The 16,699-nt window shown below is 57.0% G+C and carries 11 protein-coding genes; 7 read left to right on the forward strand and 4 right to left on the reverse strand.

The window, feature by feature from the left end; all coding sequences use genetic code 11:
- Positions 1 to 12: 12 nt before the first annotated feature.
- The 7 genes from pilQ (at position 13) to hemE (ending at position 13,670) form a co-directional block, all read left to right on the forward strand.
- Positions 13 to 2,145: a type IV pilus secretin PilQ gene (gene pilQ / locus AAY24_RS13375; protein ID WP_046861309.1), complete on the forward strand. Its 2,133-nt coding sequence runs from the start codon at positions 13 to 15 to the stop codon at positions 2,143 to 2,145.
- Between the two features lie 176 nt (positions 2,146 to 2,321).
- On the forward strand, positions 2,322 to 2,840 hold the full coding sequence (gene aroK, locus AAY24_RS13380) for a shikimate kinase AroK (protein ID WP_046860115.1): 519 nt from the start codon (positions 2,322 to 2,324) through the stop codon (positions 2,838 to 2,840).
- Between the two features lie 215 nt (positions 2,841 to 3,055).
- Positions 3,056 to 4,156 (forward strand): 3-dehydroquinate synthase, encoded by a 1,101-nt coding sequence (gene aroB / locus AAY24_RS13385; protein ID WP_046860116.1) that lies wholly within the window; start codon positions 3,056 to 3,058, stop codon positions 4,154 to 4,156.
- A complete protein-coding gene (locus AAY24_RS13390; protein WP_046860117.1) occupies positions 4,131 to 5,891 on the forward strand; it encodes an SPOR domain-containing protein in 1,761 nt (586 codons plus the stop codon). Before aroB ends, AAY24_RS13390 begins: the two co-directional genes overlap by 26 nt.
- A gap of 247 nt (positions 5,892 to 6,138) precedes the next feature.
- A complete protein-coding gene (gene gltB, locus AAY24_RS13395) occupies positions 6,139 to 10,779 on the forward strand; it encodes a glutamate synthase large subunit (RefSeq protein WP_046860118.1) in 4,641 nt (1,546 codons plus the stop codon).
- 2 nt (positions 10,780 to 10,781) lie between these two features.
- Positions 10,782 to 12,233: a glutamate synthase subunit beta gene (locus AAY24_RS13400; RefSeq protein WP_046860119.1), complete on the forward strand. Its 1,452-nt coding sequence runs from the start codon at positions 10,782 to 10,784 to the stop codon at positions 12,231 to 12,233.
- A gap of 339 nt (positions 12,234 to 12,572) precedes the next feature.
- The gene (gene hemE / locus AAY24_RS13405) at positions 12,573 to 13,670 is read left to right on the forward strand and encodes a uroporphyrinogen decarboxylase (RefSeq protein WP_046860120.1); all 1,098 of its coding nucleotides are present in this window, start codon (positions 12,573 to 12,575) and stop codon (positions 13,668 to 13,670) included.
- Between the two features lie 89 nt (positions 13,671 to 13,759).
- Here the strand turns inward: hemE and AAY24_RS13410 are convergent, their stop codons facing one another.
- The 4 genes from AAY24_RS13410 to AAY24_RS13420 all read right to left on the reverse strand — a co-directional run bounded on the left by AAY24_RS13410 (position 13,760) and on the right by AAY24_RS13420 (position 16,529).
- Positions 13,760 to 14,851, reverse strand: a complete 1,092-nt coding sequence (locus AAY24_RS13410) for an Opr family porin (protein ID WP_046860121.1) — start codon at positions 14,849 to 14,851, stop codon at positions 13,760 to 13,762.
- 104 nt (positions 14,852 to 14,955) lie between these two features.
- Entirely contained in the window at positions 14,956 to 15,096 is a 141-nt protein-coding gene (locus AAY24_RS19245; RefSeq protein WP_199930381.1) for a hypothetical protein, read from the reverse strand.
- Positions 15,097 to 15,117: 21 nt separating this feature from the next.
- Positions 15,118 to 16,308, reverse strand: a complete 1,191-nt coding sequence (locus tag AAY24_RS13415; RefSeq protein ID WP_046860122.1) for a DUF2325 domain-containing protein — start codon at positions 16,306 to 16,308, stop codon at positions 15,118 to 15,120.
- Between the two features lie 2 nt (positions 16,309 to 16,310).
- Positions 16,311 to 16,529: a hypothetical protein gene (locus AAY24_RS13420; protein ID WP_046860123.1), complete on the reverse strand. Its 219-nt coding sequence runs from the start codon at positions 16,527 to 16,529 to the stop codon at positions 16,311 to 16,313.
- Between the last annotated feature and the right edge of the window lie 170 nt (positions 16,530 to 16,699).

Raw genomic sequence — 16,699 nt, forward strand, 5'->3', positions numbered from 1 at the left:
GCTGAGGGCACTATGCGCGGTTCAATGAATCCCCTGCGGATGTTCTGGGCTGTTTTTCTCCTGTTCGCCACCTTCTTAACTTCCGTTCAGGCGGCTGAAAATACGTTGAAGGAACTGACCTTCTCCGCATTGCCGGGTGATGATGTTGTCATCACCCTCCGGGCGGATGGGCCCATTGAGAAGCCGCAGATGTTTACTACTGATAACCCAGCGCGCATCGCGTTGGATTTTTTCGGTATGTCGAATGGTCTGGATAAAAAGACCCAGGCGATCGGAATCGGTATGGCGCGCAGTGTGACCGCCATCGAAGCTGGGGATCGTACCCGGGTGGTAGTCAATCTGATAGAGGCTACTGGTCACGATGTGGCGGTTAATGGAAATCAGCTTGAAATCACCATAAAAGGTGGCGCTGCTGTTGCGTCGAGCAGCGCTTCCGGTGGATCCATGGCCAGTACTGTAGCCAGGGCCACCGGTGGTGGCGAAGGGTCTACAGACAGTCTACGTAATGTGGATTTTCGGCGGGGTGATGGCGGTGAAGGACAGGTGATTCTGACCTTGGGTAATCCGGCAGCGGCAGTGGACCTGCGTGAGGAAGGTGGGCGAGTGGTACTGGATATTCTGGATACCTCGTTGCCGGAAAACCTGATGCGTAAGTTCGATGTGGGCGATTTTGCCACTCCGGTAAAGCAGTTCGAAGTTACCAGCCAGGGTGACAACGTCCATATTGAGATAACCACCAAGGGTGAGTATGAACATCTTGCCTACCAGGCAAACGACCTCTTTACGGTGGAGTTCCGTGCTCTGACTAAAGAGGAAAGAGAGGAGATACAGCGTCGCAAGGAGACTTTCACCGGTGAGCGCTTGTCACTTAATTTCCAGGATATTGAGGTGCGTGCCGTGTTGCAGTTGCTGGCGGACTTTACCGGTCTGAACCTGGTGACGTCAGACACGGTGACTGGCAACATTACACTGCGGCTGAAGAATGTCCCTTGGGATCAGGCGCTGAGCATTATCATGAAGACCCGTGGTCTCTCAATGCGTCAGAATGGCAATGTGTTGCTGATTGCGCCGACCGAGGAGATCGCAGCCCGGGAGAAGCTGGAACTGGAGTCCCAGCGGCAGATCGAGGAGCTGGCACCGCTGTTTTCAGAATATATTCAGCTCAATTACGCTAAGGCGGAAGATATTCAGAAACTGCTGAAAGCGGAAGGCAACCAGCTGCTGACGCCGGAACGGGGTAATGTCACCTATGATGAGCGGACCAACACCCTGCTGGTGCGTGATACAGCGGCCAAGCTGGATGATATCCGTCGACTGATCAACCGACTGGATATTGCAGTACGACAGGTGCTGATCGAGTCCAGGGTTGTTATTGCCAATGATGACTTTGCCCGGGATATCGGTGTTCGCTTCGGCCTCAGTACTCAATTGAAGCAGGATGGTAATTTCCTTGCTATCAACGGTACAGAAGAGGGCTATATCGGCAATACTGCCGGGCTACACGAAGGCTCTCTGGAGTCTCCTGCCGGAGATGGCATGGAGGGGCTGTTAGTAAATCTGCCCCAGACGTTGAGCACCGATCGAGGTGGCGCCTTGAACTTCATCGCCGGCAAGATTGGTTCTTACTTGCTACAGCTGGAACTGTCGGCCATGCAGCAGGAGGGCAAGGGTGAGATTGTATCCAGTCCTCGGGTAGTGACCTCGGATCAGAGTACCGCCGTGATCAAGCAGGGTGTGGAGATCCCCTACCAGGAGGCCAGCTCCAGTGGTGCTACTTCCGTGTCCTTTAAAGAGGCGGTCCTGAAGCTGGAAGTAACGCCCCACATCACTCCGGATGACCGGGTGATCATGGATCTGAGTATCAACAAGGATAATGCCGACTTCACTCGCTCGATACTGGGTGTGCCGCCGTTAGATACCCGCTCCATTGAGACCTCTGTATTAGTGGAAAATGGTGAGACCGTGGTGCTGGGTGGCGTATTCGAGCGCGAGGAGACGGTGGGTAGTGAGCGCATACCGTTCTTCGGAGATCTACCCTATGTCGGCTTCATGTTTAAGCAGGAGTTACGCACAGACAACAACAAGGAGTTGTTGATTTTCGTAACCCCGAAAATCCTCAAGGATACGCTCTCCGCCGCCCGTTGATACGCAGGGCAGTTGGTTGAACCGGGAAGGGTCTGTCTTGGATAGACCCTTCTTAGTTTGGGTCCTAAATATTCAGCTCCAAGAGCGGCCCTGGTGGCTATAATATGGGCTAATATGGCTGAATTGCCCTTTTTCTAATTGTCTGTCGATGGAAAATCTGTCATACCTGGCGCTCTATGAATCAACCTAACAACATTTTTCTGATCGGGCCCATGGGGGCAGGAAAAAGCACTATTGGGCGCCAGGTCGCATCGTTGCTGGGTCTTGAATTTGATGACACGGATCATGAGATACAGCGTCGAACCGGTGTTGATATCCCAACTATCTTTGACTACGAGGGCGAAGAGGGATTCCGTCGGCGGGAGAGTGCCGTCATTGATGAGCTGACCCAGCGTGGCAGTCTGGTATTGGCAACCGGAGGAGGGTCTATCCTGAATTCGGAAAATCGGCGCAACCTGAGTAGCCGCGGTTTCGTCGTCTATCTTTACTGTAGCCCTGAGCAGCAGTATGAGCGTACATTACGGGATCGTAACCGACCACTGCTGCAGACCGCGGATCCATTAGGTACCCTACAGGCTTTGATGGCAGAACGGGACCCGTTATACCGGGAGACGGCCGATATCGTCATTACTTCAGAGAAGCGCAGTGCATCGGCCGTGGCCAATGAAATTGTCAAAAAACTCAGATCCGATTGATCGTGGGCGATTGTTGCACATGCATAACCGGCCACACGCCTGTCTGCCCGGAATCATCCGGAAACGTGTTCGCCAACCTGGTTAACCGGTAAGCGATTAATAGGAATGTTATGAGGCCTATGGTCCTGTCATGTTAGGGCTGTTTGCCTGATTGCCCGCTGTCGGGTATTACCATTGCAGGCGATTCTGTAAGAGATGGAAGAAACAGTTAGTCAATGAATAATCCAACCAGTATCCTGAAAGTAGATCTTGCAGAGCGATCATACCCTATCTACATTGGTTCAGATCTCGTTGGAGATAGCGCCATATATCGTCCCCATATCCATGGGCAGCAAGTGCTGGTGGTCAGCAACTCCACGGTAGCTCCACTCTATCTGGACAAGGTTAAATCAGCGCTCCAGGATTATCAGGTTGAGACCGTCATACTGCCCGATGGTGAGCAGTATAAAACGCTGGAAGTGTGGCAGCAGATCATTGATTCGCTACTGGAAAATCGCTTCGACCGACACTGCACGGTGGTTGGTCTTGGTGGGGGCGTAGTGGGTGATATGGCTGGATTTGCAGCCGCCTGTTATCAGCGTGGCGTCTATTTTATACAGGTGCCTACTACCCTTCTGGCTCAAGTGGATTCGTCAGTGGGAGGAAAAACTGGCGTTAACCATCCGTTGGGTAAAAATATGATCGGCGCCTTTTATCAGCCCCAGTGCGTTATTGCTGATATTCAGACCCTGTCGACCCTGGATGACCGACAACTCTCCGCCGGGCTGGCAGAGGTGATCAAGTACGGTTTGATCGGCGACCCGGAGTTTTTCGTCTGGTTGGAAAAAAATATGGATGGGCTGATGGCCCGTGACCGGGAACTACTTGCCTATGCCATTGAACGATCCTGTCAGGACAAGGCAGACGTAGTTGCGGCTGATGAGCGGGAGGCGGGTAATCGCGCCCTGCTCAACCTGGGACACACCTTTGGGCATGCCATCGAAAACGGTATGGGATATGGTGAATGGCTACACGGTGAGGCGGTCGGCGCAGGCATCTGTATGGCGGCCGATCTGTCCCGCCGACTGGGTTGGATTAGTGAGGCGGATCAAGCACGGGTCGAGGCTCTGGTCGCCCGGGCTGGCCTTCCTATCCTCCCACCAGAGGAGATAGGTGCTGAACAGTTTCTTCAGATCATGTCGGTGGATAAAAAAGTGCTGGCCCGGAAAATACGCCTGGTTCTGATGCAGCGGTTGGGCTATGCGACAGTCACTGACGATTTTGATGCGAATCTATTGCAGGTAACTCTGAATGAGTATGGAAGAGCTTCCGGCTGACGCCGAAGAGCGTGCCGCACTATTTCATCCGCATGGCGCTGATCCCGCCTCGCAAGTGACTTCGACCTTTTTTTCCACACCTGAACTCAGACAGCGCCTGGATCTGCTGCGACATCTCACCGATAACAGCGAAAAAATCCTCTTGATCAAGGGTGTGGAGGGTGCCGGAAAGAGTACCCTGTTGCAGCAATATCGCATTCTGGCCCGTGATGAATGGATGGTGAGTTGTTTGACAGCGGACCCCATGCTGCAACCTGATCAGTTCTACTCCCTGCTGTTTCGCCGATTTGGTCTAATCGACCCTACCACCGCGAATATCAATGGATTGCTGAAGCGTTTTGAAATGCTGCATGCGGCAGGACGGTTACCTGTAATCGTTGTAGATGATGCCCATCTGTTGCCCGTTGCTACCCTGATCGCTCTGTTCCGGTTGTTCGAGCGTCGTCCCGGAAGTCGGGCATTGATTCGGGTCGTGCTGTTTGCTTCTCCCGATATCAATAACCATCTACAGATGCCGCAGGTTCAAGCGATGAATCTGCAGATTATCCAGTCCCTTGATATGCCTCTGTTTGACAGGGATCAGGCGCAGGCATTTATGGAATTTCAGCTGGCCGGCGAAGGTAAGCAGCGGGAATTGAAGTTGGCGGCTGGTCGGCTCGAACGGATAATCCGGGAATCAGCCGGCGTACCTGGGCTGCTTGAGGCACAACTGCATACGGTTTTTGCCGATGCGCCAGAATCGACCAGTTCCGTTCCTGTAGATCCCGCTGGAAAACGATCATTTGATATTCGCACCGTGCTGACTGATCTCCCGCTGGCCGTTTTGGTCGGTGCCCCCTTGTTGGGTCTGTTACTGATACTGACGCTGGTCTACCAGGATGAAATAAACCAGCTGTTTGGCCAGAATGGCCCAACGCCGATAGTGGATGAATCGTCCAATGTCCGAACAGATGGCCTGCGTCCGCTGAAACTCCCCGCGTTGGCCAGTAACCAGTCGCCGGATACCGGGCCGGCTCCAGTGGAGCAGAGCTCTCTGTTTGAAGATGACCGGCCTGTCGGGATGACCGCCGTACCCAGTGTGGATTTACCGGAGAGGCGCCAAGCCACACCCTTGCCGCTACCGCCCAATCCCACGCCGGAAAATGAGCCGGAATCCAGTCAGGCTGAACCGGACCAGCCACCCGCAGACCCGGTGGCTGGGGCGGATACCGGGTTAGAAGGCGTGTATGCCCCGGACCTGTCGGTGCAACCAACCAGCAAGGACGATGCCGCTGTTGTTGGAGAGACGGAAAGCGCCGGGAATCAAGCAGCAGACAGCATGGCTGTTGCGTCGCCTGATGATGGGGAGAAGGGGTTGCAAGATCAGCCACAAGTTTCACAGCAGCAGAACGAAGCGCCCAAGAAGTTGGCGCCTGGGCAGCCCGTGGTCGGGTCCGAACCCATCAAGGACGAAAAATGGATATTGACCCAGAGACCAGAGGCGTACACACTGCAACTGGTTGGTGTGCAAGATGTCGCGGCGGCCAAGCGTTTCATCAGTCGGCACCAGCTGACGGGGCAAGCCACTTACTTCAAGACAATCCGGGCAGGTCAGCCGTGGTTTTCGGTTATTTATGGCGTCTATCCGGATCGGGTCGCGGCAATAAAGGGTCGTGACTCATTGCCGACCGCGCTGCGCAAGAGCGAGCCTTGGCCGCGCACCTATGCCTCTATCCAGGCTGCCATAAGTCAGTAACGGATAGGGCATCCCCGTACGCTCCTTCCCGGCAGGGGGAATTAAAGCTGACTGGCAAAATACTGGCTTGAAGCAGCGTTTTCCATTATGCTGGAGAGTTCTTTCCGGCCGGAATTTCCTATAGTGGGTATTTTTCAGCCAGTTTGGACGAACCCTGGGGTCTGTGTTATTGGGCTTGCGTCCATGTTTACAACGGGTAGAGAGCAGTTATTTTGCGGTATTCTGCCCCGATAAGATGAGGTTTAAGATGGGTCTAGGCGGTTTGCCAACGAAGCAGGGACTGTATGATCCCCGTAACGAACACGATGCCTGTGGCGTCGGTTTTGTCGCCAATATCAAGGGCCGCAAGAGCCGCACCATTGTTGAGCAGGGGCTGGAGATCCTTGAACGGCTCACTCACCGAGGTGCGGTTGGTGCCGACCCCCGTGCTGGTGACGGCGCTGGTATCCTGATTCAGATTCCCGACACCTTTTTCCGGGAAGTAGTCGATTTCGATCTGCCGGAACCGGGCGAATACGCAATCGGCATGCTGTTTTTGCCTCGCGACGAAGCAGCCAGGGAACAGGCTGAGGGCACGGTCAGTCGTTTTGTCGAGGAAGAGGGGCAGGTGATTATCGGCTGGCGCGATGTGCCGGTGGACAACCAGGGATTGGGCTATAGCGTCAAGCCAACCGAACCTTATATTAAGCAGTTATTTATCCAACGTGGTGATAACTGCCCCGATCAGACGGCATTTGAACGCAAGCTGTTCGTGATTCGCAAGCAGATCGAGAAGGTGATCCGTGAGGCGGGCCTGCAGAAGGGGGAGTCGTTTTACTTCACTTCGTTCTCTTCCCGCACCATCACCTACAAGGGCATGCTGCTCTCCGATCAGGTGGGTGAATACTATCCAGACCTGAAGGATGAGCGCATGGTGTCAGCGCTGGCACTGGTGCATCAGCGCTTCTCCACCAATACCTTCCCGACCTGGGACCTGGCCCACCCGTTCCGCATGATCGCCCACAATGGCGAAATCAACACCCTGCGGGGCAATGTCAACTGGATGGCTGCGCGTAAGCACTCCATGGCGTCCAAGATCCTGGGTGAGGATCTGGCCAAGGTGTGGCCACTTATCCCGGAAGGGCAGTCAGATTCGGCCTCATTTGATAACGCACTGGAACTGCTGGTGCAGGGTGGTTACTCCCTGGCACACGCCATGATGATGCTGATCCCGGAAGCCTGGTCGGGTAATCCGCTGATGGATGACTCCCGCCGCGCTTTCTATGAATACCATGCCGCTCTGATGGAACCCTGGGATGGTCCGGCAGCGGTTGCCTTCACAGATGGCCGCCAGATTGGTGCCACCCTGGACCGTAACGGTCTGCGTCCGGCCCGTTACCTGATCACCGATGATGATATGGTGATGATGGCCTCCGAAATGGGGGTGCTGGATATTCCGGAAGAGCGCATTATCAAGAAGTGGCGTCTGCAGCCGGGCAAGATGTTCCTGATCGACCTGGAAGAGGGGCGCATCATTGATGATGCGGAGATCAAGCAGCAGCTCTCAACGGAACACCCCTACCAGGAGTGGCTTGATCAGACCCAGATTCACCTGGATCACCTGCCGGAGGTGGTGGGGGCCATGTCACCGGATCCCGAGACCCTGCTGGATACCCAGCAGGCGTTCGGCTATACCCAGGAGGATATCAAGTTCCTGTTGACACCGATGGTGTTGACCGGCCAGGAGGCGACCGGCTCCATGGGCGCGGATAATCCGCCCTCGGTGCTTTCCAACCGGCCCCGGCATCTGTCGACCTACTTCAAGCAGAATTTTGCCCAGGTGACCAATCCGCCCATCGATCCGATCCGGGAAGAGATTGTCATGTCACTGGTGTCTCTGATCGGTCCCCGGCCCAATCTGCTAGGCATCGGCCAGAGCGAACCCGCCATGCGGCTGGAAGTGCACCAGCCCATATTGACCAACAGTGACCTGGAGCGGATTCGTAATATTGAAGATAACACCGGTGGTGCCTTCCGTACCCGTACCCTGAGTATCTGTTTCGAGGCAGCCAAGGGTGTGCCCGGCCTCAAACTGGCCCTGGACGCACTGGGGCATGCGGCCGAGAAGGCGGTGTTGGAGGGATACAATATCCTGATTCTTTCGGATCGGCGCGTCGATGCCGACCACGCCGCCATACCGGCACTGCTGGCGGTGTCGGCGGTACATCATCACCTGATTCGCAAAGGTCTGCGGACCGAATCGGGTCTGGTGGTAGAGACCGGAGCCGCGCTCGAAGTGCACCATTTTGCCACCCTGGCCGGCTACGGTGCGGAGGCGATCAACCCCTATGTGGCCTTTGACACCATCCAATCCCTGTTGCCATCTCTGCCTGAGCCGTTGGAATTCGAGAAGGCGCAGAAACGTTACATCAAGGCGATCGGCAAGGGTCTGAAAAAGGTGATGTCCAAGATGGGCATCTCCACCTATCAATCCTATTGCGGTGCGCAGATTTTCGACGCGGTAGGTCTTGCAAGCAGTTTCATCGAGCAGTACTTCACCGGCACCACCAGCATGATCGAAGGTGCCGGACTGGATGAAGTGGCCCAGGAAGCATTACGTCTGCATACCAATGCCTATGGCAACAACCCGATCTATCGCCACCATCTGGATGTGGGTGGCGATTACGCCTTCCGGTTGCGGGGTGAGGCGCACGCCTGGACTCCGGATACCATCGCCAAGGTGCAGCACGCCGCGCGGGCCAATGATGCCAAAACGTATGCCGAGTATTCACGCTTGATTAACGAGCAGGATGAACGCCTTCTGGCGTTTCGCGGGCTGTTTGATTTCAACTGGGCAAATGAGCCGGTGCCGTTGGAAGAGGTGGAACCGGCCAAGGAGATCGTAAAACGATTTGCCACCGGAGCCATGTCGTTTGGTTCTATCTCCTACGAGGCGCACTCCACCCTGGCAGTGGCGATGAATGCTATCGGCGGCAAATCCAATACGGGTGAGGGTGGCGAGGAGCCGAGCCGCTTCAATCCACTGCCCGATGGGTCGCCCAATCCGCAGCGCTCTGCCATCAAGCAGGTGGCGTCCGGCCGGTTCGGTGTGACCACCGAGTATCTGGTCAACTCGGACGATATTCAGATCAAGATGGCACAGGGCGCCAAGCCCGGTGAAGGCGGTCAGTTGCCCGGCCACAAGGTGAATGCCCAGATCGCCCGGGTGCGTCACTCCACCCCGGGCGTCGGACTGATTTCGCCGCCGCCACACCACGATATCTACTCTATCGAGGATCTGGCCCAGCTGATCCACGATCTGAAGAATGTGCAGCCCAAATCCCGGGTTTCAGTGAAACTGGTCTCCGAAGTCGGCGTGGGTACCGTGGCCGCTGGCGTCTCCAAGGCGCATGCCGACCATGTCACCATCTCCGGCTATGACGGTGGTACCGGCGCGTCGCCCCTCACCTCCATCAAGCATGCGGGATCGTCCTGGGAGATCGGACTGGCTGAGACTCATCAGACCCTGGTGCTGAACAAGCTGCGGGGCCGTATATCGGTTCAGGTGGATGGTGGTCTGCGCACCGGGCGTGACGTGGTGATCGGCGCCCTGCTGGGCGCGGATGAGTTCGGTTTCGCCACCGCACCGCTGATCGTTGAGGGCTGTATCATGATGCGCAAATGCCATCTGAACACCTGCCCGGTCGGTGTCGCCACCCAGGACCCGGAGTTGCGCAAGCGATTTACCGGTAAACCGGAACATGTGATCAACTACTTCTTCTTCGTTGCGGAAGAGGTGCGCCAGCTGATGGCGAAACTGGGCTTCCGCACCTTCAACGAGATGATCGGCCAGAGCGATCGACTGGATACCCGCAAGGCGGTCAATCACTGGAAAGCGAAGGGGCTCGACTTCTCCCGCGTACTGGCCAAGCCAGTGGCAGAGGAGGGCGTGGCTGTCTTCAATAACGAGGTGCAGGATCACGGTCTGGATGCGGCAATTGACCACCAGCTGATCGAGCTGGCCAAGCCGGCCCTGGAGCAGGGTGAAGCGGTCAGGATCGACATCGACATCCATAACTACAATCGCACATTCGGCACCATGCTTTCGGGCCGGGTTGCTGAGCGCTATGGCCATGCCGGTCTGCCGGATGACACCATCTACATCAAAGCACGGGGCACAGCGGGTCAGTCGCTGGGTGCCTGGCTGGCGAAGGGCGTAACCATCGAACTTGCTGGCGAGGGCAACGACTATGTCGGCAAAGGACTCTCCGGTGGCCGTATCGTGGTCTATCCGCCGGCGGAGTCGGCCATCGGCAAGGCGGAAGAGAACATTATCGTCGGTAATACCGTGTTGTATGGAGCGATCGCCGGCGAGTGCTATTTCCGGGGCGTCGGGGGTGAGCGTTTTGCAGTAAGAAACTCCGGTGCGACGGCAGTCATCGAAGGCGTGGGTGATCACGGCTGTGAGTACATGACAGGTGGTGTGGTGGTCTGTCTCGGTTCCACCGGGCGCAACTTTGCCGCCGGTATGTCCGGCGGTATCGCCTATGTGCTGGATGAGGATGGTACCTTCGAACAGCGCTGTAACCTCTCCATGGTGGAACTTGAGCCGATCAAGGATGAGGACGATGCCCTGGAGAGTCTGGATCATCAGGGTGGAGATCTGGAGACCAAGGGCCGTGTCGATGTGAGTCATGACATGACCCGGTTTGATGCCATCCGACTCAGGCAGCTGGTGGAGAACCATCTGCATTACACCAACAGCGCAGTTGCAAAGAAGATTCTCGACAACTGGAGTGAGTATCTGCCGAAGTTCGTCAAAGTGATGCCGGTGGATTATCGTCGCGCCCTGCTGGAGATGCAGGCAGCGCAGGCGAGTAGTAGTGAAGTTGCCAAGGGGGGTCAGTAATCATGGGTAAGCCAACAGGTTTCAAGGAGTATCCACGTCAGGACCGCAGTTACGCGCCGGTCGCAGACCGGTTGACTCATTTTGACGAGTTCACCATCGAACTGAGCAGGGATGAGTTGAGTATTCAGGGTGCGCGCTGCATGGATTGCGGTATTCCCTTTTGTCACCAGGGCTGTCCGGTGGATAACCTGATCCCCGACTGGAATGATCTGGTTTATCACAAGGACTGGAAGTCGGCGGTTGAAGTACTCCATTCAACCAATAACTTTCCCGAGTTCACCGGGCGTATCTGCCCGGCCCCCTGCCAGGAGGCGTGCACGCTTAACCTGATGGATGAACCGGTCACTATCAAAAGTATCGAGCTGGCGATTGTTGAACGGGCCTGGGAAGAGGGTTGGATTCAGCCCCAGATCGCCCGCCATCGGAGTGGTAAAAGGGTTGCCATCGTCGGGTCCGGTCCGGCCGGCCTGGCCTGTGCCCAGCAGTTGGCCCGTGTCGGCCACTCGGTTTCGGTATTTGAGAAAGAGAACCGGATTGGCGGTCTGCTGCGTTATGGAATTCCCGATTTCAAACTGAACAAGAAAGTGATTGACCGCCGCATGGGACAGATGCAGACGGAAGGCGTCAAATTCCACGCCAATACCCATATTGGTGTGGATATCTCTGCCAAGACCCTGGTGGACAAGTTTGACGCGGTGGTGCTGACCGGCGGAGCAGAGAAACCCCGGGATCTGCCGGTGCCGGGGCGGGAACTGGATGGTGTTCACTTCGCCATGGACTACCTGCGCATGAACAGCCACCGGGTGCAGGGTGATGATGTGGGTGAGAATTTCATCTCTGCCGAGGGCAGGCATGTACTGGTGATCGGTGGTGGTGATACCGGTTCCGATTGCATTGGTACTGCCAACCGGCAAGGTGCTGCCAGTGTCACCCAGATCGAAATACTGCCCCGTCCTCCCGAAAAGGAGGACAAGCTGATGGTCTGGCCCTACTGGCCCAACAAGATGCGCACCTCATCGTCCCAGGAAGAGGGCTGTGAGCGCATGTGGAGCGTCGCTACCAAAGAGTTTCTGAATGATGGAAATGGTAATGTAAAGGCGGCTCGCTGCGTCAAGGTGGAGTGGCACAAGGATGAGTCGGGCTGCTGGCAAATGACCGAAGTGGAAGGTTCCGAGTTTGAAATCAAGGCCGACCTGGTGACCCTGGCGATGGGTTTCGTCCATCCGGTGCACGAGGGGATGCTTGCGGAACTGGGCGTGGAGCTGGATGATCGCGGTAACGTCAAGGGCGGAACCGAAGGTACAGACGCTTACCGCACCTCCATTGGTGGCGTGTTCTCCGCTGGCGACATGCGCCGCGGACAATCGCTGGTGGTCTGGGCGATCCGCGAAGGACGTCAATGCGCCCGGGCCGTGGATGAGTACCTGATGGGGAGTTCCGAACTTCCCCGTTAACCAGATATCGCCGGAGGCGGTTGGAAAAAAAGGGTGGTGGCCAGGAGGGTCGCCACCCTTTTTTATGGGCTGGTTTGCCGCGTTGGGCCGAACATCGGGTACGGAAAGCCTGTGGGAATTTTCCACGGTGGCGGAGGCCGCCAAGGTGGTAAACACGCTTTCCCCGACCGATTGTGCCGGGCTGGCCGCCCATCCAGCGTGATTCACGTAGCAGCCGGGCGGACTGGCTGGCATTCCATGCCAAGGGCGCCGTGTCTCAAGGGCTGTTTAGGTGTAAACTCGCACTCTCACCGGCAACGCAGGCCGGTGGTCTCTTGGTGTCAACAAAGGATATACGCTGTGTCCAGCTTAAAAAACGATCGATTTCTCCGCGCCCTGTTACGTGAACCCGTCGACATGACTCCGGTCTGGATGATGCGACAGGCTGGGCGCTATCTGCCGGAATATCGAGCTACCCGGAGCCGGGCGGGCAGTTTCATGGATCTCTGTATGAATCCGGAACTTGCCTGCGAGGTGACCCTGCAACCCCTGGAGCGCTTTCCGTTGGATGCGGCGATCCTGTTTTCCGACATCCTGACTATTCCGGATGCCATGGGACTGGGGCTCTATTTCACCGAGGGTGAGGGACCCAAGTTCAAGCGGCCGGTACAGGATGAAGCGGCAGTCGCTGCCCTTGGCGTGCCCGATCCGGAGGACGATCTGGGCTACGTTATGGATGCAGTGCGTACTATCCGTCGTGAACTGGACGGACGGGTGCCCCTTATTGGCTTTTCCGGCAGTCCCTGGACCCTGGCGACCTACATGGTGGAGGGCAGCAGCACCAAGAACTTCGCCAAGGTGAAGGAGATGATGTTCGACCGGCCCGATCTGATGCACACCCTGTTGGACAAGGTGACCGAGTCGGTCATCAGCTATCTGAATGCCCAGATCGCCGCCGGTGCCCAGGCGGTGATGGTGTTTGATACCTGGGGCGGCGTATTGACACCACGGGATTACCAGCTCTTTTCTCTGGCCTATATGGAGCGCATTGTCCAAGGGTTGGTGCGTGAGAGTGAAGGTCGCAAGGTGCCGGTCATCCTGTTTACCAAAGGTGGTGGCCAGTGGCTGGACGCCATGTCCCGCTCTGGTTGTGATGCGCTCGGTGTGGACTGGACCACCGATCTGGCGGATGCCCGTATTCAGGTCAAGGATCGGGTCGCACTGCAGGGCAATGTGGATCCAAGCATTCTTTATGCGGACCCGAAGCGTATCGAGGAAGAGGTGGCGAGTGTGTTGGCCAGCTACGGCCACGGACCCGGCCATGTGTTCAATCTCGGCCACGGCATCCATCCGGATGTGAACCCGGATCATGCCGGCGTACTGGTGGAGGCGGTGCACCGTCTGAGTCAGGCCTATCACAGCCCGGGAGTGAAAGGAAAAAGTTGGGGCAGCGACTGAATCTGACTGTCGTCAGTACCCTGCAAAATAAACCCCGACCGGGAAACCGGCCGGGGTTTTCTGTGTCCTGAGACCAGCGATAGGACGGTTCAGAATCCGTAACTGAGCATCAGGGTGAGCTTCTCATAGTCATCGTTGCCCGCTTCGGCATCGATGTCGGCATAGACCAGGCTCACACTCAGGTTCTCGGCCACAGCAGCCAGGTCATAACCCAGGATCAGGTTGATCTCCTGCTCTTCGCTGTTACCGGCATAGTCGGTATTGCCCACCAGCGCCCCGATGGTTGCCCGGCCGATGCTGTATTCACCGCCCAGGTACCAGGTCTGGGCATCGGGTCCATAGACCTGATTGCCCTCCTCCAGCGGGCTGATATTGTCACCCAGGTCGTCCAGGTGTCCCACACCCCCCTGATCGTCGGTGTCGATATAGCCGGCCGCCAGGGCGAGACCGCCCAGAGTGCCGCGCAGTTCCAGGTGCAGGATGGCGCCGTCAGACTCTCCGGCCACATCCACATCCGAGGTGGCGTAGTGGGCGGTCATGCCCAGGCCGGAGGCGTGTTCAAAGTCAGCCTTCAGGCCCAGACCGTCGAACACCTCGTCCTCATGGATATAGTAGGGGTTGAGTGTCAGACCCTCTGCCGGGTTGATACTGGCGTCCAGGAACCAGGCGCCATCATCGCCGATATCGGTGAAGCTGTGTTGCAGATCATCCTCATCCGCCACCGCAATACTGCGGCTGTAGCCGACGGTGAGTTCGGTTGCCGGCAGCAGATCGCTGGTCAGGGTGACCGCCTCGTGGTAATCCCCGATCCACTCTAGGTCGATCGCCTGGCGGCCCAGTACGGCCCCGAAGCCGTCGCCCTGGTAACTGATATAGGCTTCAGTCAGCAGGCTGCCCACACCCTCGTCCGAGTCCCCCGGGTTGTCCTCGTCTACTTCGCTGCCGTGACGGAAGGCCAGACCCAGTTGCAGACCGTTCAGAGGTGCCGTTTCGTACTTCAACCCCAGGTTGCCGGTACTGTAGCCGGCGTCGGCACCGACGCGGCTATCGATATTTTTGTAATACAGATTCAGGTCGCCGCTGACGGTACCGTTACTGAAGGCATCGGCCAGATTATCGGCCTGTACGCTGTTGGCGGTTAGTAGCGAGATAATGGCTGCGTTTAAGAAGTGCTTTTTCACGTTGTCCCCTTAGTATGTGTAGATAGGTTGTTGCTGTTGTAAAGATCTGTACCACCTAGTAGTGGATGACTGGATGGATAGAGAAAGTGGCCTTCCAATATGGGTTACTGCCCTATCAGACTCACCAGCCCGGCCAGCAGGATGGCGGTCAGGGTGGTGGCCCAGAGCAGTCCGGCGGAGGGCTTGCCTGTGTTGTGCCGGCGCTCATGGCGGGCGGGTAGTTTCAAGGCGATATTTGGTGTCATGGTTTTGCTGCTCAGTTGGGTTCAGTTCGGGGTGTGCGGGATCTGGGACAGCTCTTTGGCAAAGGCCGACAGGCCGGAGCTGCGCAGGGGGATGAAGGCTTTGGCGTTCCGCTTGCAGAAGCGTTTTACCTTCTGGCAGGCATCGTGGCTGATACAGTCGATGGGGCAGAACACCATGTCTGCCTTGCTTAGCAGGCAGTGCAGATTGGCACGACTCTCTTCCACACCGCCGTCGTGATGCTCGAATCGTCCGTGGCACTTCTCCACCAGGGCTCGAAAATGAGGTGACAGGGAGGGGTGTCCTCCCACATAGACGATTTTTCTGCCGCTCAGGTCAGCGGTCGGCTGCTCCGATGTATTATCACTGCTAAGCAGCTGTTGCAGGGCCAGCTCACTGGCCTGCTGCTCATCCTCCAGTCTGTTGAGCCGGGTCCGCATACTGGCCAGTCGCTGCTGCAGTTGTTCGTTGCGCCGAGTCAGGGTGGTGAGTCGGCGCCGGGTCCGTTCCAGTTGTCGCACCACCCGGCTCAGCTCCTGACGACTGGCGGCCAGCTGCTCCTCCTGATCGGTGCGACCCGCTTCGGCGGTCCCTTTGTCACGGGAGAGTCGGTTCAGCAGTTGCGCCTCCAGTTGCTGGATAACGGCCTCCCGTTGCGCCAGCTGCTGCAGATGCTGGCGCTTGTTACGGGCGGCTGTTTCCCGCAGTTCGGTGACGGTTTCTTCCAGTGCGGTCATCCGCTGCAGGTCGGCGCGATTGGATGCCCCGGCGAGGTGAGAAAGCATATGTACATCACCAAACACCTGCCGGAGCAGTTCGGTCGGTGTGTGCGGGTGGGTCGCCAGGGCCCAGAGGGGGCCGGCCACATTGCCGCTGCGCAGAGCCTGCTGCCAATAGTTGGCCAGTTCCTTGGCGTCGGCTTTGGCCAGTTGATTGATCGGCGTACGATACTTTTTGTCCAGAAAACGGGTCAGATGGCGGGCAGCATGACACTCCTGGCCGGCACATCCGACCAGGGCGTTGTGGGCGTCATAATCGCTGGGCCTGGGATCCTGCAGGATGCCGGTCTGGCGAATGATTTTATGCAGCTCAGCCAGACTCAGGCAGGTACCCAGGATGGCGCAGTGAAATCTCCGCTCTGTCTCCCATAGCTTGAGACGCCGGGTCGAGACGGTCCGGGGCGGTTTAAACGGTTTTTTAATCAGGTCGCACATGGTCAGATGGAGCAGGTTGAGGGTTGATGAAGATTGAGTCCCAGCCGTTCGGCATAGCTCAGCCCTTCATCCTGGATCTCCTCCAGGCTCAGGGCGCCGCTCTCCAGCAGGGGCCGAACCCAGGCGCTACCGCAACGCAGGATCTCTTCACCCGTTTCGGCATCCAGCAGTCGCAGGAAGGGGTCGCTACGTTCCAGCCAGGCATCAATGACACATCGCATGATCGTCTCTCCTTGTTAAACGAAGAACAAATGATAATCATTATCATTAGCATGTCAAGATAAGATGATGCGATTGTGACGCTGGGGTTTTGTAGCTACGGCGTGTTCAAGGGCGGACGTGCTCCGGGTGGCAACCCGGAGCGCGGCTGTTATGCGGACAGCTGTGGCAG

Source organism: Sedimenticola thiotaurini (assembly GCF_001007875.1).
In the GTDB taxonomy this organism is placed as follows: Bacteria; Pseudomonadota; Gammaproteobacteria; order Chromatiales; family Chromatiaceae; genus Sedimenticola; species Sedimenticola thiotaurini.